We start from the raw sequence: 19423 nt of genomic DNA on the forward strand, positions 1-19423 counted from the left end.
CGTGCCAACCAAGGTTGGCACCTACCCAGCGGTTTCCGGCGCCTTGCCCGGTAGAGGCCGACCTTGGTCGGCGGTTTGTTGCCCGTACGTGCCAACCAAGGTTGGCACCTACCCGGCGGTTTCCGGCGCCTTGCCCTGTAGAGGCCGACCTTGGTCGGCGGTTTGTTGCCCGCGCGTGTCAACCAAGGTTGGCACCTACCCAGCGGTTTCCGGCGCCTTGCCCGGTAGAGGCCGACCTTGGTCGGCGGTTTGTTGCCCGCGCGTGCCAACCAAGGTTGGCGCCTACCCAGCGGTTTCCGGCGCCTTGCCCGGTAGAGGCCGACCTTGGTCGGCGGTTTGTTGTCCGCGCGTGCCAACCAAGGTTGGCACCTACCCAGCGGTTTCCGGCGCCTTGCCCTGTAGAGGCCGACCTTGGTCGGCGGTTTTGTTCCCGCAAGCGCCAACCAAGGTTGGCACCTACCCGCGAGCTAGCCCGCGTGTACCCGGTTCTTGCCTTGGCGCTTGGCCGCGTACAGCGCGTCATCGGCGCGCCGCAGCAGCGTATCGGCATCGTCTCCCGGCTGCCATTGCGCCAGGCCCGCGCTGAAATGCACGGGGATGCGCCGCTCCTGCAGGGTCAGCACGCGATGCGCCAGTGAGCGCTGCAGCCGCTGCACCGTGGCCATGCTGTCCGCGCCGGGGGTTTCGGGAAGCACCAGCACGAATTCGTCGCCGCCCAGCCGGGCGATGCCATCAGTGGCACGCAGCAGCAGGCGGCACACCGCCACCAGGTGCTGCAGCAGCGCGTCGCCGCCGGCATGGCCGTGTTCGTCGTTGGTCTGGTGGAAATCATCCAGGTCGATCACCGCCAGTCCGAGCGGCGAGTGGTTGCGTGCGGCGCGGGCCAGCTCGCGCTGCAGCAGTTCATCCAGGCCACGCCGGTTCAGGGCCTGGGTCAACGGATCGATACGCGCCAGATCGCCGGCCGCGCGCAGATCCTGCTCCAGCTGGTTGATGCGCTGTTCGGCGCGTTCCACTTCCTGCCGCGCGCTGGCCAGGTGATCGCGCGCCTGCGCCGCCTGCTGCTGCACTTTGCCGGTGTCCTGCATCACTTCCTGCAGCAGGTGGTTGAGGTCGGCGATGCTGCGCGCCTCGCGCAACTGCAGCGCGTAGCTGCCGATGCGGTCGTGGTATTCACCGGTGCTGGCAGCCATGCCATCCATGCGCTCGATGAACTCGCCCATCAAGCTACGCATGGCCGCTTTCGAATCGTCGATTCCCTGCCGCAGCAGGCCCTGCTTGTAGATCACCTCGCGCAGTTCGGCGCGGGTGCGCTCGACCGATTCGGCTTCCAGCGGCCCGGCCAGCAGCTGGCGCACGGCGGCGATCTGGCCCTGCAGCCAGCTGCGGTCATCCAGCAACTCGCTGACGTTCTCCAGCAGCAGGGCGAACAACTCAAGCAACAACGCCTGCTGTTCCTGCCAGCTTTCGGCGCGCACGCCGATCTGGTGGCCCAGCTCGCGCGCGCCCTGTTCGATCGGTTCCAGTGCCGCGCCCGGTTGCCATTGGCGCAGGCGTACGGCCAAGGCCTGCGCCTGCTCGCGCAGGTCGGGATCGTGCTGCAGCAGCGCGACCACCGCGCCGCCCAGCAGCAACCGCAGCTGCTCGGACAGGCGCAGGCTGTCGGGCTGCCCATCGGGCGAGTGCTGGTCGATGGTGCGGATGTATTTATCGATCAGCTGCCGCATCGCCCGGCCATAGCGCGGCCAGTCGGCACTGGCCTGCGCCGATTGCAGGCGATCACCCATGTCGCCCAGCTCACCCGGCAGGGTGGCCATGCCATTGGCGAAGGCGGCCAGCAGCGGCTCGGGGGCATCGGCCCCGGCAAACAGCTGCTGCAACGCCACGCTGCTACCGCCCTGCAGTACCACCCGATCGCCGCGCCCGTCATCGACCACCGCGCGCACGCGCGCAGGCGGCCCGATGGCGGTGCCGGGGGCAGGGCGGGGGTCGGGCTGGTCCGTCATGGAACGCATCCTGGGATGGCAGGGGGGCTGGTCACAGCATATCGGCGCAACCGGCGGTGGCTTGAACCGATAGGATGGGCGACAGGATGCCGCAGTGGAGGTGGGTATGCGTGTGATGTTGCTGGGGGCGACGGGACTGGTCGGAGGCCACGCCCTGTCGCAGCTGCTGGCCGCCCCCCGCTGCAGCGCCGTGGTCGCGCCCAGCCGTCGCCCGCTGGCTGCGCCGCACGGGAAACTCCACAACCCGGTGCTCGACTTCGCCCGGCTGCCCGATGCGCCGGACTGGGCCCGGGTGGACGCGGTGGTCTGCGCCCTGGGCAGCACCATCGCCCAGGCCGGCAGCCGCGAGGCGTTCCATCGCATCGACCACGACTATCCGCTGGCCTTCGCCCGCCTGGCCCTTGCGCAGGGTGCCCAGGCCTTCGCGCTGAACTCGGCCGCAGGCGCCAACCCGCGTTCGTCGATCTTCTACAGCCGGGTCAAAGGCGAGCTTGAGCGCGACCTGCGCGCGCTGGGTTTCCCGTCGCTGACGCTGGTGCGGCCGGGGCTGATCGGCGGTGAGCGGCAGGAGGTCCGCCGTGGCGAACACTTCGCGCTGCAGGTGCTGGGTGTGCTGGGGCCGGTGTTGCCACGTGCGTGGCGGATCAATCCGGCACCGGTGATTGCCCACGCGCTGGTGGATGCGGCGCTGGCGGCAAAGCCGGGCGAGCGCGTGGTGCCGTCGCGCGATCTGGTCGGCTGATGTCCCGCGCGCTGCGCCTGAACCAGCTGCTGCAGGTGCTGCGCCGCCATCGCCGGCCGGTGGCCGGGCAGGCGCTGGCCGAAGAACTGGGCATCAGCCTGCGTACGCTGTACCGCGATATTGAAACGCTGCGCGAGCAGGGCGCCGATCTGCGCGGGGAAGCCGGTGTCGGCTACCAGCTGGAACCGGGCGATGTGCTGCCGCCGCTGACCTTGCCACCGGCCGAGATCGACGCGCTGGTGCTCGGCCTGCGCTGGGTGGCGGCACGCACCGAGCCGGCCTTGGCCGAGGCTGCACGTGATGCCCTGGCGCGGATCGCGCACGTGCTGCCGGCGGCGCGACGCGATGCGCTGCGTGACAGCGGCCTGCGGGTGGGGCCATCGCGAACGACGGCCAAGGTACCCCCGGCGCGGCTGCAGGCCGTACGCGAAGCGGTGGGCACGCAGCAGCGGCTGCAGTTCGCCTATGAAGATGCGCAGGGCCGGCGTACCGAGCGCGTGGTCTGGCCGTTCGCACTGGGGTACTTCGATGAAGTGCCGATGCTGGCGGCGTGGTGCGAGGGCCGCGAGGACTTCCGTCATTTCCGCCTGGATCGCATTCGCCATGTGCGTGCGTTGGAAGAGCACTACCTGGTGCCACGCGCGACCTTGTTGCGGCGCTGGCAGAAGGCGCAGGGCATCGCTCCGGATTGGCTGGACCTTTCGTGACGAGGCCGAGCTTGCTCGACCGCTTCTGGTCGTTGCTCTGGCTTTGGTAGGTGTCGAGCTTGCTCGACGCTCTTGCTCTTCGCTCTCTGCGCTCGGTAGGTGTCGAGCTTGCTCGACGCTCTTGCTCTTCGCGGAGAGCAGTCGAGCAAGCTCGACATCTACCAAAGCCAGAGCAAAGGCAGTCGAGCCTGCTCGACACTGCTGACAGGATCTGTCAGCAGGGCAGGGCCACCATGACCGCTCCCAACCACGGAGCTTTCCCATGTTCAAGCCAAGCACCCTGCTGCAGTACGTGCGCGACGTTGCCACCAGTGCCACCTTCTACAGCGGCATCCTCGGCACGGCACCGGTCGAACAGTCACCCGGCTTTGCCCTGTTCCTGCTCGGCGATGGCGCCGCACTCGGCCTGTGGCAGCGCGATGACGTGCAGCCGCCGGTGGATGCGGAGGGCGGTGCAGCCGAGCTGGCGATGGTGGTGACCAATCCTGATGAAGTGCGGCAGTTGCACGATGCCTGGCGCGCACTCGGTGTGCAGATCGCCCAGGCGCCGGTAACGCTGGAATTCGGGCACACCTTCGTCGGTGTCGACCCCGATGGCCACCGCCTGCGTGTCTACAGCCGCGCCGAGGGCATGGTCGCGCGCGATTGATCCAGGAATTTCGTATAGCAGAGCCCAAGCTCGGCTTGTTTCATGCCTTCATCCACGCATGGCGTGGATCTACTGAAAAGCAGCCGAGCATGGCTGGGCGACATAGTGGAGCAGGCACAAAAAAACGCCGGGCAATGCCCGGCGTTTTTCAACTCATGTGCCAACCAAGGTTGGCACCTACCGGTCAGCTGGCCAGCGCCAGATCGTCCATCATCGCGCGCAGGAAGCGGGCCGCTTCACCGCCGGTGGCGGCGCGGTGGTCGAAGGTCACCGACAGCGGAATGACCTTGTGCGCTTCCACGCCGCCCATCACCGGGGTCATCTGGTGGCGGGCACGGCCGGCACCGACGATGGCCACGCACGGTGGCACCACGACCGGGGTCGCGTAGCGGCCGGCGAACATGCCGAAGTTGGACAGCGAGATGGTGTAGCCGCTCAATTCCGAGGCCGCGATCGAACGCGCTTCCACCTGCTCGCGCAGACGGTTCACGCCTTCGCGGATGCCACGCGCGTCGAGCATGTCGGCGTTGCGCAGGGCCGGTACGAACAGGCCGTCGTCGGTATCCACGGCGATGCCGATGTCCACCTGCGCGTGCAGGGTGCGGGTCAGCGCTTCACCGTCGAACCAGGCGTTCATCGCCGGCACCTTCTGCGCGGCGACCACGATCGAGCGCACCAGGCGCGCGGTGACGTCGTTGCCCGGCAGCCAGGCGTGGATGTCGGCGTCGTCGTTCAGCGTGGTCGGCACGACCTTGCTGTGCGCATCGGCCATGACGCGGGCCATGTTGCGGCGCACGCCCTTCAGCGGTTCCGGCTGGCCCTTGGCGACCACGCCCGGCGGCTGGGTGCGCATCGGCTTGCCGGCAGCGGACAGCGGGGTGCGTGCGTCGGACTGTACCTGTGCGGCCACCTGGGCCGGCGCCGGTGCGGCGGCAGCCGGTGCAGCAACCGCTGCCGGTGCCGCGCCGATCTTCGCGCTGCCGTCGGCGGCGGCCTGTTTGACGTCGGCCATGGTCACCGCGCCATCGGCGCCAGTGGCACGTACGCGGCTCAGGTCCACGCCCAGCTTGCGCGCGGTGGCACGCACCGCCGGCACGGCCTTGACGCCGCCCACGGCCAGCGCCTGTTCGGCATGCACAGCGTTGGAGCTCTGCATCGCGCCGACCACGGTGCCGGCGTCATCACGCTCGGCGGCAGCCGGCTTGGCTTCTTCAGCGGCCACCGGGGCGGCTGCGGTCGGCAGCGGCGGCGGCGTCGGTGCTGCCGCAGCAGCCGGAGCGGCATGGCCGTGGCTGTGGCCGGTGTCCTGGCCATCAGCGCGCTGCGGCAGGTTCGGGTCCAGCGCGAAGCTGGCCAGCACCGCGCCGGTCGGGATGATGTCGCCGGCAGCGCCGGACAGCTTCAGCACCGTGCCGGAGAACGGCGAGGGCACTTCGACGACGGCCTTGGCGGTCTCCATCGAGACCAGCGGCTCGTCCAGCTTGATCACATCGCCTTCCTTGACGAACCACTCGACGATGGTCGCGTCCGGCAGGCCTTCGCCCAGGTCGGGCAGGTTGAAGTTCTTGGTCTGGCTCATTTGCAGTTCTCTTCCAGCAGTTCCAGTTCGCGGGCAGGCAACCAGCCCGTCGCGCCATTGGCGCGCTCGGACCACCACCACCCGCCGTGTTCGTGATGAAGCTTGACCATCTCGCCGTTCTCCACATCCAGCTCGCGGGCGTCGTAGTCGCGCAGGGCTTCGGCGCGACCATCGTCCAACAGCTGCAACCACGCTACCGGTGCCCATCCGGCGCGCCCATCGCTGGTGCGCACCCAGGCAAACGCCGGCCATTCCTCGTCACGTACACCTACTTCGACGATCTGGCCGGTGCGGAACCGGAGCGGGTTGGGATACTGGCTGCGGTAAGCCCCGAGAAGGCGGGCCCGCATGTCAGCCTGCCGCCACCGCGCGCTTGGCCGCCGCCACGATCCGCTCCACGCTCGGCAGATACTTCATCTCCAGGCGGAACAGCGGAATGTGGGTGTCGTAACCGGTGACGCGCTCGACCGGAGCCAGCAGGTCGTAGATCGATTCCTCGGCCAGGCGTGCGGCGATTTCCGCGCCGAAGCCCGCGGTCTTCGGGGCCTCCTGCACGATCACGCAGCGGCCGGTCTTGGCCACCGACTCGGCGATGGTGGCAAAGTCCAGCGGACGCAGCGTAGCCACGTCGATGACTTCGGCACTGATGCCTTCGCCGGCCAGCTTGTCGGCCGCTTCCAGCGCTTCCTTCACCTGCGCACCCCAGGTCACCAGGGTCACGTCGGTGCCATCGCGCAGCACGAAGCACACGTCCAGCGGCAGGGCTTCGCCGTCGTTGACGACCACTTCCTTGTACTGGCGGTAGATGCGCTTGGGCTCCATGTAGATCACCGGATCCGGCTCGCGGATCGCGGCCAGCAGCAGGCCATAGGCGCGCTGCGGCGAGGACGGCAGCACCACGCGCAGGCCCGGCACGTTGGTGAAGATCGCTTCGTTGGCCTCGCTGTGGTGCTCCGGCGCACGGATGCCGCCACCCCACGGCACGCGCAGCACCATCGGGCAGTGCAGGCGGCCACGGGTGCGGTAACGCAGGCGCGCGGCGTGGCAGATGATGTGGTCGACCATCGGGTACATGAAGCCATCGAACTGCGCTTCGGCCACCGGCTTCATGCCCTGTGCGGCCAGGCCGATGGTGAGGCCGGCGATGGTGGTTTCATCCAGCGGGGTGTCGAGGATGCGGTCGGCGCCGAAGCGCTGCTGCAGGCCGGCGGTGGCGCGGAACACGCCGCCGTTGACGCCCACGTCTTCGCCCAGCACCAGCACCGACTTGTCGTGCTCCAGCTCCCAGGCCAGCGCCTGGGTGATGGCTTCGATGAGGGTGATCGGGGTGTCGGTCATGTTCTGTTCTCCGCGCGCGACGGCAGCGCTGTCGGCGGCGTTGGTGTGCGCGCTGGACGCGCCGTTCTTGATCTCATCCATGGCGCTGCTCCAGGGCGATCGCCTGGGCACGCTGGGCCAGCAGGTCCTGCGGCGGGTCGGCATAGAGGAAATCGAACATCGCCTCGACCGGCTGCACCGGCGTGTTGAGGTACAGGTTCACTTCCTCGTCCACGCGCTTGCCGCACTCGGCGGTCCAGGCAGCTTCTTCTTCCTCGCTCCAGACACCGGCGTTGGTCAGGTACTTGCGCAGGCGCAGCATCGGCTCGCGCTGCCAGGCATCCTTCACTTCGGCGTCGTCGCGGTAGCGACGGGCGTCATCGGCGGTGGTGTGGTCGGACAGGCGGTAGGTCATCAGTTCCAGCACGGTGCCGCCGTCGCCGGCCAGCGCACGCTCGCGCGCCTGCAGCATGGCGGCCATCACCGCGATCAGGTCGTTGCCGTCCACCTGCAGGCAGTGCAGGCCGCCGGCCAGGCCCTTCTGTGCCAGCGTCTCGGCACCGGTCTGCGCCGAACGCGGGACCGAGATGGCCCAGCCGTTGTTGACGATGCACAGGATCAGCGGCAGCTTGTAGGCACCGGCCGAATTCAGGGCCGCGTAGAAGTCGGTCTTGGAACTGCCACCGTCGCCGCATACGGCCACCGCGATCTGCGGTTCCTTGTTGAGCTTGAACTTCAGCGCAGCGCCTGCGGCGTGCAGGCACTGGGTGGAAATCGGCACGCAGAACGGGAAGTCCTTGGCGGCATTGCCGCCGTAGTCGTTGCCGCGCTCGTCGCCGCCCCAGTACATCAGCACGTCGTGCGGGCGCACGCCACGCATGAACATCGCGCCGTACTCGCGGTAGGACGGTGCGAACACGTCGTCCTTCTGCATCGAGGCGCCGATGCCCACATGCGCGGCTTCGTGGCCGAGGCATGCGGCGTAGGTGCCCAGCTTGCCGGTGCGCTGCAGCGCGATCGACTTGCCGTCGAACACGCGCACGAACAGCATCTGCTTGAACATCGGCAGCAACGCGCGTGGGTCGCGCAGGGCTTCGGGCAGGTCATCGCGGACGAGCGTGCCGTCCGTGTCCAGATACTGCAGGTATTCGATCTTGAACTCAGCGGCAACCGTCATTGCGTACTGCACCTTCGACAGAGAAGTTACAAATGATATGAATCGCCATGTTAAGGAATGCGTACGAAAAAGCCGTCCTGCGGCGCAGCACGGCGCACCGGCCTTTGTACCCCCTTCCGGGCGCATGATGCCAATAACTTCAACGTATTCAGCCATTGCTGCAAAGCATCACAAGCGGCGCTGGGCTGAGCGCCAGTAGAACGGCGCAAACGGTTCCACGCGCAACCACCGTTCCACAGGCCTACCGCACGCCCCGGTACGGTCATCACGGCTGCCAGCGCGGCGGCAACGCGCTACCCTTGCCGCCCCCGATCTGGTCCCGCCCATGTCCGTCGACAACAACCAACGCGATCTCGAAGCCGGTATCCACACCGATCTGCAGGGGCGGCTGACCTACGGCGGCTACCTGCGGCTGGACCAGCTGCTCAGCGCGCAGCAGCCGCTGTCCAACCCGCCGCATCACGACGAGATGCTCTTCATCATCCAGCACCAGACCTCCGAGCTGTGGTTGAAGCTGCTGGGCCACGAGCTGGGTGCGGCGATCGGCTTCCTGCAGCGCGATGAGGTCTGGCAGTGCCGCAAGGTGCTGGCGCGCAGCAAGCAGGTGCTGCGCCAGCTGACCGAGCAGTGGTCGGTGCTGGAAACGCTCACCCCGTCCGAGTACATGGGCTTCCGCGACGTGCTGGGCCCGTCCTCGGGCTTCCAGTCGCTGCAGTACCGCTACATCGAGTTCCTGCTGGGCAACAAGAACGCGCAGATGCTGCAGGTGTTCGAGCACGACACGGCCGGGCAGGCGCAGCTGCGCACCGTGCTGGAGGCGCCGAGCCTGTACGAGGAATTCCTGAAGTACCTGGCCCGCTTCGGCCACGCCGTACCGGCGGTGTACGAGGCGCACGACTGGACCCAGCCGCACGTGGCCGACGACAGCCTGCAGCCGGTCTTCGAACGCATCTACCAGGACACCGACCGCTACTGGCGCGAGTACGCGCTGTGCGAGGACCTGGTGGACCTGGAAACGGCCTTCCAGCTGTGGCGGTTCCGCCACATGCGCACGGTGATGCGGGTGATCGGCTTCAAGCGCGGCACCGGCGGCTCGTCCGGCGTGGGCTTCCTGGCCAAGGCGCTGGAACTGACCTTCTTCCCTGAATTGTTCCAGGTACGCACCACCCTGCAGGCCGCGCCCCCGCCGGATATGGCCTGAGCCCCATTCAGCTTGGCCGCCCGCGGCTGGCTGGATCGTTTCAGATGCAAGTTCAGCGAGCAGGCTGCTACCTGCCTCAAACGGCGTGTATTTGACGTGAAAGCCAGAAGTCGGTGATCCTCGCGCGTTGCTTCACCGCACATCGGACGTGCCTCCATCCACCGAACCAGGAATTCCGCATGAGCGTAAACGCCACTGCGAACACCCCAGAGCCGGCCCTGCCGGACTTCAACACCACGATGGGCCATCCGCGCCCGTTGTGGATGCTGTTCATGACCGAGTTCTGGGAGCGCTTTGCGTTCTACGGCATCCGCTGGGCGTTGGTGCTGTACATCGTTGCCCAGTTCTACAACGGCAACGCCGCCGGTGAAGGCGACGCCAGCCGCATCTACGGCGCCTACCTGGCGCTGGTGTATGCCGCGGCGATCTTCGGCGGTTACGTCGCCGACCGCGTACTGGGTTACCAGCGCTCGATCCTGACCGGCGCGATCATCATGGCCGTCGGCCTGTTCATGATCTCGCTGCCGCAGGAGCACATCTTCAAGCTCGGCCTGGCCACGATCATCGTCGGCAACGGTCTGTTCAAGCCCAACATCTCGACTATGGTCGGCAAGCTGTACGGCCTGAAGGACGAACGCCGCGACTCGGGCTTCACCATCTTCTACATGGGCATCAACATCGGCGCGATGATCGCCCCGGTGCTGACCGAGTACCTGGCCCGCAAGGTCTTCGGCACCTCGGAAATGCCGTCCTACAAGGTCGTGTTCATCGCTTCCGGCGTGGGCATGCTGATCTCGCTGGTGTGGTTCTACATCGGTCGTGCCGGCCTGAAGGGCATCGGCGCACCGCCGGCCGGTGCCGAAGGCTTCGGCCGCATCGTCATGGTGCTGGTCGGTTCGCTGTTCGCCATTCCGGTGGCCTACTTCCTGCTCGCCACCGGCGCCACCGCGCTGGCCTGGATCCTCGGCGTGATGTTTGCCGCGCTGGCCGTGCTGCTGCTGGTGGAAGGCATCCGCGAGGGCAAGGTGCAGCGCGACCGCGTGATCGCCATGCTGATCATCTTCGCCTTCAACGTCATGTTCTGGATGTTCTTCGAACAGGCCGGCAGCTCCTTCACCTTCCTGGCCGAGAACATCGTCAACCGCCAGCTGGGTGAGTGGACCTTCCCGACCGCGTGGTTCCAGTCGGTCAACTCGGTGGCGATCATCACCCTGGCGCCGATCATCGCCTGGATCTGGGTGGCCCTGGGCCGCGCCAATCCGTCCATTCCGCGCAAGTTCGGCCTCGGCCTGCTGTTCAACGGCGCGGCCTTCGCCCTGCTGATGTTCGCCCTGTCGACCATGGTCGTGGACGGCAAGATCCCGTTCTGGACCCTGTTCATGGTCTACGTCATCCAGTCGGTCGGTGAGCTGTGCCTGTCGCCGATCGGCCTGTCGATGGTGACCAAGCTGGCCCCGGTGCGCCTGGTCGGTTTCGGCATGGGTGGCTGGTTCCTGTCCACCGGCATCGGCAACAACCTGTCGGGCATCTTTGCCGGTGCGGTCAGCGGTGAAGGCGGCATGACGGTCGAATCGGCCCTGAAGGGGTATACCTTCGGGTTCTGGGCCTTGATCGGTTCGGGTGTGGTCCTGTTCCTGGTCGCGCCGCTGATCAACAAGCTGATGCATGGCGTGAAGTAATGAGAGGGTAGTGGGCATGCGTACATCGTTCGGTGGTGCAGTGGTGGCAGTGGTGTGTGCGGCGCTGATCGGCGCCTGTTCGCAGCCTCAACCTCCCGCGGCCCCCGAGCCCACGCAGCCCCTCGACACCCGCCCCACCGAGCCACCGGTCGCTGACCCCAGCGAACCGGTGGCCTCGGGCAACACCCCGGCGGCGGCCGACATCGCCGCCATTGCCGGGCTTGGCGCGCAGTTCGACCCGGCCCGCAATCCCGTTGCCGACCTGGAAACGGCCAAGGTCGAGGCCCAGCGCGGCAACAAGCGCATCATCCTGGAAGTGGGCAACGCCGCGTGCGAGCCCTGCCATGCGCTGGATGAAGCCGTGGAAGGCAATGGCGATCTGCGCCGCTTCCGTGATGCCCACTACGTGTGGGTGAAGGTCAACGACAGCGCCGAGAACCCGAACGCGGCGTTCCTCGGCCAGTTCCCGCCGCTCGAAGGCGAGCACCCGCACCTGCTGGTGATCGATGCCGACGGCACCCTGCTGGCGCCGCAGCCCAGCGAAGCAATGCGCAAGGGCAATGCGGTGCAGACCGCACGCGTGATGGCGTTCCTCAAGCAGTGGGCGCCTGACCGGTAGCGCCCGGCGTTTCCCGCCCGCTGCCCGGACATCCACGCGTGGCGTGGATCTACAGATCATTACCCTTCGGCCGTTAATGGCAAGGACCTCACTGCGCCACCCGGCGCGACCGGAGCGCCCATGCACAGCGACCACGCCGAACGCCTGCCCGAACCTGCCAGCCCGTTGGCCGAAGGAGAGGCACCCGATGGCGTGAGCCTGCCTGCGCAGGAAGCGCTGCTGGATGACGCCGGCACCGGCGACGACACGCTGGAGTTGGCACCGCCGCGGCATCGGCTGCCGCAGATCGCCCTGCCCGACAACGTGGTGCTGAAAGGCGCGGTGCAGAAGCTGGTGGAACAGAAGGCGCGGCTGGATCGACTCGCCGCCGAAGGACAGCTGGCCGGCCTGCTGCCGCCGGAATGGCACGGCAACGGCGTGCGTGCGATCGACCTGTCCAGTTTCGTGCAGGGCGTGCTGCCGTTCCTGCAGCCCGCTGAGCGTGGTGAAACCGCACCGGCCCGCCTGCCGGTGCGCCATGTGCTGGGCGACGACAGCCGCTGGGGCCTGGCCGATGTGCCCGAACCGAAGTCACTGGCCTGGTACCTGGCCAGTGATGACCGCGCCAACGCGGGCAGCAAGGATGTCGCCGAGGCCTATCTGGTCGGCGCGCTTGGCTTGGCCTGGATGCAGGAAGGGCGTAGCCGTCCCGGCTTCCTGCGTGCGATGGAACAGGACAGCCTGGCGGCCCGGGTGACCATGCTGGGCTACCCGCCGCCGAGCGAGCTGGCGTTGTACAGCGTGACCGCACACGGCCAGCCGCAGATCTGGTGTGTGCATGGGCGGCGCAGGCTGCGTCCGCTGGTGGCGCCATGGCTGAGCGTGCCGCTGCTGACCGCCTATGGCGTGCCGGCACCGGTGGCGTGGCCGGGCAGCTTCCCGCCCGTCGAGGCCGTGGCCGAGGCGATTGCCGCCGCCCGTCCGGGCAAGCTGCTGCCGGAAGTGGATCTGGGCAGAGTGGTAGCGAAGATCGCCGAAGATGCCTCGTCCGAAGCGTGGCAGCCGGTCAGCCTGCTGCAGCTCAACACCTGGTCGCCGCGCTGGCCGTTCTTCCTGGGCACCTTCGTCGGCCTGCCGTCGCTGCTGCTGGTCACTGCCGCACTGGCGTTGCCTGGGGCGGTCGAAGCGGCCACTGTCGCCGCCTCGCTGGGCTTTGCCGGTGGCGCCATCGGCGCGCTTGCGGTGCCGTGGATCCATGCGCGGCGCAAGCATCTGAGCTGATCGAGTGGGTCATCCACGCATGGCGTGGATCTACTGGGAAGCGCCATAGCGCACCCACCTATGGTGCGGATCCATCCGTGTGCGTGATGCGGTAGATCCACGCCATGCGTGGATGCTCCTCCATCCGCATCTCAGGGTTCGGCAATCACCCGCAACGCACTGGCATAGCCCTTGGCGAGACTGGTCAGGTCAAGCAGCCGGTTCAACGACAGCAGCAGGCCTGGCTGGCAGGCCTTCAGGCGATGATGCTCAAGCCAGGCCTCGGTGACGTTTTCCAATGTGGCCAAGGCCTCATCGATGCGCTGCAGGTCGGCATCGCGGTCGATGGGCCCGGTGGTGGGGTGATGGGGGCGTGTCATGGCGAAGCTCCGTGGCGGGCCGCCGGGAAGGCGGCAGGCGATGCGTGGTTGAAAGACCGTGATCCGAAGGAGAACGGCGGCCATGCGGCCCCACGCACCGCCCGCCAAAGCAGGGCAGCGCGAGTCGTTGCCGCCCGCGATGGGCGGCGACGGGTGCGGCGTGGTTTCCTTCGGATCATCGGGCTTTCAACCCCGGCAGCGGAGCGCCGCTGCGTTCCCACCCTCAGGCCTGTGCAGCCCGCCGTCCAATAGGCAATGCCACTCGATGCGCGAATGTCGATACAGCCGCTCTGTGGATCAGGACTCTACCGGCCCCATTCCGAGACATCAGGCGGTAAACGCGACATGTCGAGTCGAACCCGGCCGAAAGACCGTTCGTCGGCGGGCAATGAACGCCGCGCGTTGCACGTCATCAATGATCTGCGCCTGATCGATCACAGTGCAGTCCGCGACATCATCCACATCCACGCCTGGCGTGGATCCATGTGTCGACCAAGGTCGACACCTACCAAGAGCGGCGGCGGGGGGCGCCGCCCCGGGGTCAGACCCCTTCGCCCATCCGCTCCAGGCCATCGCCGGCCAGGCGCAGGATCAGCTTCTCCAGCACCTGCTCCTCTTCCTCGCTCAGCACCGACATCAGCTTGCGGGTGATCTCGATCACCATCGGCGCGATCGTCTCGTATACCTCGAACCCCGCCGCCGACAGCGCCAACACCGAACGGCGGCGGTCATCGCCATGCGTCTCACGCTTGATGAAACCGCGCTCCAGCAGGCGGGCCACCGCGCGGCTGACCGCGACCTTGTCCATCGCCGTGCGGTCGGAGACCTCGCTGGCGGACGACCCGGGGTACAGCGCCAGGATGGTGATCACCCGCCACTCCGGAATGGCCAGGCCATAGCGGTCGCCGTACAGCTTGGCGATGTTGCCGCTGACCCGGTTAGACAGCACGCTCAGCCGGTACGGCAGGAACTGTTCCAGGTCGAGCAGGACGTGGGAGGCACGCAGGCGGGTGGAAACGGGATCGGCGGGGCTCATGTTGCGGTGCACCTTGCTGGTGGTTTCAAGTGTAACTATAAGTGTTGGGTCCGTACCCTGCATTCTCGCCGGGTCCAACCCCGCCCGCACCTGGTTTGTGCCGATGCGGCACCGATTCGGAGCCACGCCATGAATACCGCAGTCCCGTCCGCCTCGCATCCCAACCCCGGCATGCAGGTCACCACCTTCGAAAACCCGATGGGCATCGACGGCTTCGAGTTCGTCGAATTCGCCGCACCGGCCGGCCGTGGTGCCGAGCTGCACGAGTACTTCCGCAAGATGGGCTTCAGCGCGGTGCTCAAGCACAAGCAGCGTCCGATTACCGTCTATCGCCAGGGCGACGTCAACTTCCTGGTCAATGAAGACCCCGATTCGTTCGCCGCCGACTTCGCTGAAAAGCACGGCCCGTGCGCCTGCGGCTTCGCCATCCGCTTCAAGAAGCCGGGCGCGGAGGTCTACCAGACCGCGCTGGGCAATGGCGCCGAAGCCATCGCCTTCAAGCCGGAGAGCAAGGCGGTGAACGCCCCGGTCATCAAGGGCATCGGTGACTGCATGCTGTACCTGGTGGACCGCTACGGCGATGCCGGCAGCATCTTCGATGGCGACTACGAGCTGATCGCCGGCGCCGAGCTGCGCCCGAAGGGCTTCGGCCTGACCTTCATCGACCACCTGACCCACAACCTGTACTTCGGCAACATGCAGCAGTGGTCGGATTATTACGAGCGCCTGTTCAACTTCCGCGAGATCCGCTACTTCGACATCAAGGGCCTGAAGACCGGCCTGGTGTCCAAGGCGATGACCGCGCCGGATGGCATCGTGCGCATTCCGCTGAACGAATCGTCCGACCCGAAGAGCCAGATCAACGAGTACCTGGATGCGTACAAGGGCGAGGGCATCCAGCACATCGCCTGCTTCACCGAGAACATCTACGAAACGGTCGAAGCCATGCGCGCGCAGGGCGTAGATTTCCTCGACACGCCGGAGACCTACTTCGATGTGATCGACCAGCGCGTGCCCAACCACGGTGAGGACGTCGCCCGCCTGGCGAAGAACAAGATCCTGATCGACGCCGACCCGGAAACCCACCAGCGCAAGCTGCTGCAGATCTTCACCCAGAACTGCATCGGCCCGATCTTCTTCGAGATCATCCAGCGCAAGGGCAACGAAGGCTTCGGCGAAGGCAACTTCACCGCGCTGTTCGAGAGCATCGAACGCGACCAGATCCGCCGCGGCGTGCTGTAAGGTTTCCACAACGGCACCTTCTCCACCGGTAGCGCCGGGCCATGCCCGGCGGCTTTCCCCAGGCTTCCAGGAACCCCCATGTCTCCCTCCATCACCGCCCGCGGCTACCAGTCCGGTTTCGGCAACGAGTTCGCCAGCGAGGCCGTGCCCGGTGCGCTGCCCGTCGGCCAGAACTCGCCGCAGAAGGTGGCCCATGGCCTGTATGCCGAGCAGCTGACCGGTACCGCATTCACCGCACCGCGCGGCAGCAATCGCCGCAGCTGGCTGTACCGGATCCGTCCGGCGGTTACCCACGGTGAGTTCACTCCCTTCGCGCAATCGCAGCTGCAGTGCGATTTCAGTGCACAGCCGGCTTCGCCGAACCAGCTGCGCTGGAGCCCGCTGCCGCTGCCGGAACTGCCCACCGATTTCGTCGAAGGCCTGTACACGATGGGCGGCAACGGTTCGCCCGACGCGCATGCTGGTGTCGGCATCCATCTGTACGCGGCCAACCGCGACATGGTCGGCCGCTACTTCTACGACGCCGACGGCGAACTGCTGATCGTGCCGCAGCTGGGCAGCCTGCGCCTGCTCACCGAGCTGGGCGTGATCGAGATCGAGCCGCAGCAGATCGCGGTGATTCCGCGCGGCGTGCGCTTCCGCGTCGAACTGCCGGATGGCCCGAGCCGCGGCTACATCTGCGAGAACTTCGGCGCACTGCTGAAGCTGCCCGACCTGGGCCCGATCGGTTCCAACGGCCTGGCCAATCCGCGCGATTTCGAGACTCCGCATGCCGCGTTCGAAGACGTCGACGGCGATTTCGAACTGATTGCCAAGTTCGACGGCCGCCTGTGGCGTGCGCCGATCAATCATTCGCCGCTGGACGTGGTCGCCTGGCACGGCAACTACGCGCCGTACCGCTATGATCTGCGCCGCTTCAACACCATCGGCTCGATCAGCCACGACCACCCGGATCCGTCGATCTTCCTGGTGCTGCACTCGCCCAGCGACACCCCGGGCACCAGCAACATGGACTTTGCGATCTTCCCGCCGCGCTGGCTGGTGGCGCAGAACACGTTCCGCCCGCCGTGGTTCCACCGCAACATCGCCAGCGAATTCATGGGCCTGGTGCATGGCGCCTACGACGCCAAGGCCGAAGGCTTCGTGCCGGGTGGCGCGTCGTTGCACAACTGCATGAGCGGCCACGGTCCGGATGCCCCGACCTTCGACAAGGCCTCCAATGCGGACTTGTCCAAGCCGGATGTGATCAAGGACACCATGGCCTTCATGTTCGAGACCCGTGGGGTGATCCGCCCGACCGCGCAGGCGCTGGCAGCAAGCCACCGACAGGGCGATTACCAGCAGTGCTGGAACGGCCTGCGCAACAATTTCCGTTGATCGTCTGCATCCACGCATGGCGTGGATCTACTGCACCACGCACACGGATGGATCCGCGCCATGTGCGGGTGCGCTATCGCGCTTCCCAGTAGATCCACGCCATGCGTGGATGCTGTTCACCGGTTCAGGCAATGGCCGCGAACGCACTGCAATGCTCCACCGGCAGCGCCTCCATCAGCCGCTGCCGCACGCGCTGGCAGTACCCTTCCGAGGTCAGCGCCGGCAGCACCTGCAGCGCCGATTGCATCACCCGCAGCACCTCGCCTTCGGCACGCGCCTGCTGCAGGTCGCGGAACAGCGCCGCTGCGTTGGGATGCCGCTGCATCTCCAGGATTCCCAGCACATAGATGCGCGCGGCGACCAGCGAGCGGCGGCGCTCGACCGGCGCCGCAGAAGCGGCAGTGACTGACGGCGCCAGCGGAGCCGCCATCGCAACCGACGCAGGTGGCGTGGAGGCGGGTGCGTCCGCAGCGGTCACCAGGTAGCCGCCCTGGATCAGCTGGATCACCATCGCTGCCGCGTCCTGCCCAAGCAGTGCGGTCAGCTCGGCGATGCTGCGCTGGCCATCACACAGGATCAGCAGGCGTCGCTGGCGCATGTCCAGCGGTGCGCGGTGGGCCTGCAGCGCGGTTCGGGCGAGGTCGGTCTTGCGCGGTTGCATGGGGAGGACAGCCAAGTCGGTGCTCGCCCAGCCTGAATGAGGGCGATGAAACCGCGATGACAATGCAGCGCCTGCACGCCGGCTGCGGTAGCGTGCACCCACCCTGTGCCAAGGATCCGCACCGATGAAGCATCTCCCGATGGCCGGCCTGCTGCTGTTGTCGTTGGCCGCCTGCAACCGTAGTCCCGACACCGCCGCCCCGGCAGCTGCGCCCGTGGCCACCGCACCGGCGAAGGATGCCTCCGTCCCCGCTGACGCCGACCTGGCCACCGCTTCGCCGGTGGATCCGCGCAGCGACAGCCCGGCACGCCTGGATGGCTTCGGCGGCGCCACGCTGGGCGCAGGCATCGCCGAGGTCCGCAGTGGCTTCGGCGCCCCCTTGCAGGGTCTGGGTACCGACGCCACGGGCAAGCCGCTGCCTGCCGACGATGCCAATGAAGGCTGCTACTTCCTGCGCCCGCAGGGGGCCGAAGACCCGCGCCTGATGTTCGAGGCGCGCAAGCTGGTCCGCTACGACGTACGCAGCCCGTCCATCGTCGCTCCCGGTGGCGGCCGGGTCGGCATGACCCTGGGCGAGCTGCAGGTGCTCTATCCCGAGCGCGCCGACGTCGGCCCGGACAAATACGACGACAAGGCCCAGCACCTGCGCGTGCGCCCGGCGCAGGAGGGGGCGGCGATCATCGATTTCGCCCTCGGCGCTGACGGCAAGGTCGGCGTCTGGCGGGTCGGCAGGACCCCGCAGGTGGACTACGCCGAAGGCTGCGGCTGATCGGCCATCCTCGGCTCACCCGCCGCGGGTGGGCCGAGCGTAGAATCGCGCCACGACCGCTGGGGAGCGCCCGATGATCGCTATTGCCATTGCCTGGTTCCTGCTCGGCCTGCTGCTGCTGGCCTTGGGCGGGGACTCCATCGTCAAAGCCGTGTCCGGCCTGGCGCAGCGTTTCGGCGCCAGTGCATTCACCGCAGGCCTGCTGTTGCTGGGTATCACCACCTCGCTGCCGGAGCTGGCGGTCAACGCCCGCGCGCTGGTGGTGGGCCAGCCGGAGCTGGCCTTGGGCAATGCCGTCGGCAGCAGCGTGGTCAATCTCGGCCTGACCCTGGCGGTGGCCGCGATGGTCGCGCCGTTGCTGCTGCGCGCGCGCCTGCAGGCCGTGCTGTGGTGGGGGCTGCTGGCCGCGGGCCTGCTGCTGATCGTGTTCGGGCTCGATGGCCGCCTGCTGCGCTGGGAGGCCGGCGTGCTGGTGGCCGGGTTCGTGGTGGTGCAGTTCCTGCTGCTGCGTCGCGGACGCCATGAGAGCGCCGAGGTACAGGCGATCATTGCCGAGTCGGCCCTGAGCCGCACCAGCCTGCCGTTGAACCTGCTGCGCCTGCTGGTTGCCGCACTGGCGTTGTATTGGGGCGCGCGCCTGGTGGTCGGTGCCGCCGCTGATTTCGGCGCCGCGCTGGGCTGGACGCCGCTGCTGGTGGGTCTGCTGCCGGTGGCGATCGGCACTGCGTTGCCGGAGGTGGCGGCCGCGGTCGCGGCAGCACGCCGTGGTCACGGCGACATGGTGCTGGGCCACGTGCTCGGCTCCAGCGTGGTCAACCTGATGCTGGTGATCGGTGCGATGGGGCTGCTGCAGCCGCTGGCGTTGCCGGCCTCGTTCGTGCGCCTGGAACTGCCGGCGGTGCTGGCCTTCGCACTGGTGCTGTACCCGATGCTGCGCGGCGACCTGCGCATCAGCCGCATCGAAGGTGCGGTACTGCTGGGCGCGTTCGTGGCCTGGCTGGGGCTGGAAATCGCGCTGGTCACACCGGTCTGAGGTAGTGCCG

General features: G+C 67.5%; 19 protein-coding genes. 11 read left to right on the forward strand and 8 right to left on the reverse strand.

What is annotated here, in order from left to right:
- Positions 1-467: 467 nt before the first annotated feature.
- Positions 468-2006, reverse strand: a complete 1539-nt coding sequence (locus BW38_RS08615) for a GGDEF domain-containing protein (protein WP_032976627.1) — start codon at positions 2004-2006, stop codon at positions 468-470.
- 106 nt (positions 2007-2112) lie between these two features.
- Between BW38_RS08615 and BW38_RS08610 the strand changes: the two genes are divergently transcribed.
- The 3 genes from BW38_RS08610 (at position 2113) to BW38_RS08600 (ending at position 4104) form a co-directional block, all read left to right on the forward strand.
- Entirely contained in the window at positions 2113-2748 is a 636-nt protein-coding gene (locus BW38_RS08610; RefSeq protein WP_032976628.1) for an NAD-dependent epimerase/dehydratase family protein, read from the forward strand.
- Positions 2748-3455: a YafY family protein gene (locus tag BW38_RS08605; RefSeq protein ID WP_032976630.1), complete on the forward strand. Its 708-nt coding sequence runs from the start codon at positions 2748-2750 to the stop codon at positions 3453-3455. The genes BW38_RS08610 and BW38_RS08605 overlap by 1 nt, the downstream gene beginning before the upstream one ends.
- 262 nt (positions 3456-3717) lie before the next feature.
- A complete protein-coding gene (locus BW38_RS08600; protein ID WP_032976631.1) occupies positions 3718-4104 on the forward strand; it encodes a VOC family protein in 387 nt (128 codons plus the stop codon).
- A gap of 184 nt (positions 4105-4288) precedes the next feature.
- Here BW38_RS08600 and BW38_RS08595 read toward each other — a convergent pair whose 3' ends face one another.
- The 4 genes from BW38_RS08595 to pdhA are packed head-to-tail and all read right to left on the reverse strand — an operon-like array spanning position 4289 to position 8177.
- Positions 4289-5683, reverse strand: coding sequence for a dihydrolipoamide acetyltransferase family protein (locus tag BW38_RS08595; protein ID WP_032976632.1), 1395 nt, complete (start codon positions 5681-5683; stop codon positions 4289-4291).
- Entirely contained in the window at positions 5680-6033 is a 354-nt protein-coding gene (locus BW38_RS08590; protein ID WP_025874583.1) for an SH3 domain-containing protein, read from the reverse strand. The genes BW38_RS08595 and BW38_RS08590 overlap by 4 nt, the downstream gene beginning before the upstream one ends.
- Position 6034: 1 nt before the next feature.
- A complete protein-coding gene (locus BW38_RS08585; protein ID WP_025874584.1) occupies positions 6035-7102 on the reverse strand; it encodes an alpha-ketoacid dehydrogenase subunit beta in 1068 nt (355 codons plus the stop codon).
- A complete protein-coding gene (gene pdhA / locus BW38_RS08580; RefSeq protein WP_032976633.1) occupies positions 7095-8177 on the reverse strand; it encodes a pyruvate dehydrogenase (acetyl-transferring) E1 component subunit alpha in 1083 nt (360 codons plus the stop codon). The genes BW38_RS08585 and pdhA overlap by 8 nt, the downstream gene beginning before the upstream one ends.
- Positions 8178-8502: 325 nt before the next feature.
- Here pdhA and BW38_RS08575 point away from each other — a divergent pair, with 325 nt between their 5' ends.
- From BW38_RS08575 to BW38_RS08565, 4 genes are all read left to right on the forward strand, one after another.
- Positions 8503-9378 carry a tryptophan 2,3-dioxygenase family protein gene (locus tag BW38_RS08575; RefSeq protein WP_032976634.1) on the forward strand — a complete coding sequence of 292 codons (876 nt, stop codon included), beginning with the start codon at positions 8503-8505 and terminating at the stop codon, positions 9376-9378.
- A 179-nt stretch (positions 9379-9557) separates the two neighbouring features.
- On the forward strand, positions 9558-11057 hold the full coding sequence (locus BW38_RS08570; RefSeq protein WP_025874587.1) for an oligopeptide:H+ symporter: 1500 nt from the start codon (positions 9558-9560) through the stop codon (positions 11055-11057).
- A gap of 16 nt (positions 11058-11073) precedes the next feature.
- Positions 11074-11676, forward strand: a complete 603-nt coding sequence (locus BW38_RS0120750) for a thioredoxin family protein (RefSeq protein ID WP_025874588.1) — start codon at positions 11074-11076, stop codon at positions 11674-11676.
- Positions 11677-11796: 120 nt separating this feature from the next.
- Positions 11797-12936 carry a hypothetical protein gene (locus BW38_RS08565; protein WP_032976635.1) on the forward strand — a complete coding sequence of 380 codons (1140 nt, stop codon included), beginning with the start codon at positions 11797-11799 and terminating at the stop codon, positions 12934-12936.
- 131 nt (positions 12937-13067) lie between these two features.
- On the opposite strand, the gene BW38_RS08560 is transcribed toward BW38_RS08565, so the two are convergent.
- Positions 13068-13295, reverse strand: a complete 228-nt coding sequence (locus BW38_RS08560; protein WP_025874590.1) for a hypothetical protein — start codon at positions 13293-13295, stop codon at positions 13068-13070.
- A 541-nt stretch (positions 13296-13836) separates the two neighbouring features.
- Positions 13837-14331 (reverse strand): MarR family winged helix-turn-helix transcriptional regulator, encoded by a 495-nt coding sequence (locus tag BW38_RS08555; RefSeq protein WP_049467584.1) that lies wholly within the window; start codon positions 14329-14331, stop codon positions 13837-13839.
- Positions 14332-14460: 129 nt separating this feature from the next.
- Here BW38_RS08555 and hppD point away from each other — a divergent pair, with 129 nt between their 5' ends.
- The gene (hppD, locus tag BW38_RS08550) at positions 14461-15573 is read left to right on the forward strand and encodes a 4-hydroxyphenylpyruvate dioxygenase (protein WP_170919610.1); all 1113 of its coding nucleotides are present in this window, start codon (positions 14461-14463) and stop codon (positions 15571-15573) included.
- Positions 15574-15651: 78 nt separating this feature from the next.
- Positions 15652-16950, forward strand: coding sequence for a homogentisate 1,2-dioxygenase (gene hmgA, locus BW38_RS08545; RefSeq protein WP_032976636.1), 1299 nt, complete (start codon positions 15652-15654; stop codon positions 16948-16950).
- A gap of 124 nt (positions 16951-17074) precedes the next feature.
- On the opposite strand, the gene BW38_RS08540 is transcribed toward hmgA, so the two are convergent.
- On the reverse strand, positions 17075-17611 hold the full coding sequence (locus BW38_RS08540; protein ID WP_032976638.1) for a hypothetical protein: 537 nt from the start codon (positions 17609-17611) through the stop codon (positions 17075-17077).
- Positions 17612-17735: 124 nt separating this feature from the next.
- Here BW38_RS08540 and BW38_RS08535 point away from each other — a divergent pair, with 124 nt between their 5' ends.
- Both BW38_RS08535 and BW38_RS08530 read left to right on the forward strand, forming a co-directional pair.
- Positions 17736-18380, forward strand: a complete 645-nt coding sequence (locus BW38_RS08535; protein ID WP_032976639.1) for a hypothetical protein — start codon at positions 17736-17738, stop codon at positions 18378-18380.
- A 73-nt stretch (positions 18381-18453) separates the two neighbouring features.
- Positions 18454-19413, forward strand: a complete 960-nt coding sequence (locus BW38_RS08530; protein WP_032976640.1) for a sodium:calcium antiporter — start codon at positions 18454-18456, stop codon at positions 19411-19413.
- Positions 19414-19423: the final 10 nt, after the last annotated feature.

It is taken from the genome of Stenotrophomonas sp. RIT309 (assembly GCF_000632045.1).
In the GTDB taxonomy this organism is placed as follows: domain Bacteria; phylum Pseudomonadota; class Gammaproteobacteria; order Xanthomonadales; family Xanthomonadaceae; genus Stenotrophomonas; species Stenotrophomonas indicatrix.

Coding starts and splice junctions, on each gene's coding strand:
- BW38_RS08615 (WP_032976627.1), bottom strand. CDS start 2,006: ATGACGGACCAGCCCGACCCCCGCCCTGCCCCCGGCACCGCCATCGGG.
- BW38_RS08610 (WP_032976628.1), top strand. CDS start 2,113: ATGCGTGTGATGTTGCTGGGGGCGACGGGACTGGTCGGAGGCCACGCC.
- BW38_RS08605 (WP_032976630.1), top strand. CDS start 2,748: ATGTCCCGCGCGCTGCGCCTGAACCAGCTGCTGCAGGTGCTGCGCCGC.
- BW38_RS08600 (WP_032976631.1), top strand. CDS start 3,718: ATGTTCAAGCCAAGCACCCTGCTGCAGTACGTGCGCGACGTTGCCACC.
- BW38_RS08595 (WP_032976632.1), bottom strand. CDS start 5,683: ATGAGCCAGACCAAGAACTTCAACCTGCCCGACCTGGGCGAAGGCCTG.
- BW38_RS08590 (WP_025874583.1), bottom strand. CDS start 6,033: ATGCGGGCCCGCCTTCTCGGGGCTTACCGCAGCCAGTATCCCAACCCG.
- BW38_RS08585 (WP_025874584.1), bottom strand. CDS start 7,102: ATGGATGAGATCAAGAACGGCGCGTCCAGCGCGCACACCAACGCCGCC.
- pdhA (WP_032976633.1), bottom strand. CDS start 8,177: ATGACGGTTGCCGCTGAGTTCAAGATCGAATACCTGCAGTATCTGGAC.
- BW38_RS08575 (WP_032976634.1), top strand. CDS start 8,503: ATGTCCGTCGACAACAACCAACGCGATCTCGAAGCCGGTATCCACACC.
- BW38_RS08570 (WP_025874587.1), top strand. CDS start 9,558: ATGAGCGTAAACGCCACTGCGAACACCCCAGAGCCGGCCCTGCCGGAC.
- BW38_RS0120750 (WP_025874588.1), top strand. CDS start 11,074: ATGCGTACATCGTTCGGTGGTGCAGTGGTGGCAGTGGTGTGTGCGGCG.
- BW38_RS08565 (WP_032976635.1), top strand. CDS start 11,797: ATGCACAGCGACCACGCCGAACGCCTGCCCGAACCTGCCAGCCCGTTG.
- BW38_RS08560 (WP_025874590.1), bottom strand. CDS start 13,295: ATGACACGCCCCCATCACCCCACCACCGGGCCCATCGACCGCGATGCC.
- BW38_RS08555 (WP_049467584.1), bottom strand. CDS start 14,331: ATGAGCCCCGCCGATCCCGTTTCCACCCGCCTGCGTGCCTCCCACGTC.
- hppD (WP_170919610.1), top strand. CDS start 14,461: ATGAATACCGCAGTCCCGTCCGCCTCGCATCCCAACCCCGGCATGCAG.
- hmgA (WP_032976636.1), top strand. CDS start 15,652: ATGTCTCCCTCCATCACCGCCCGCGGCTACCAGTCCGGTTTCGGCAAC.
- BW38_RS08540 (WP_032976638.1), bottom strand. CDS start 17,611: ATGCAACCGCGCAAGACCGACCTCGCCCGAACCGCGCTGCAGGCCCAC.
- BW38_RS08535 (WP_032976639.1), top strand. CDS start 17,736: ATGAAGCATCTCCCGATGGCCGGCCTGCTGCTGTTGTCGTTGGCCGCC.
- BW38_RS08530 (WP_032976640.1), top strand. CDS start 18,454: ATGATCGCTATTGCCATTGCCTGGTTCCTGCTCGGCCTGCTGCTGCTG.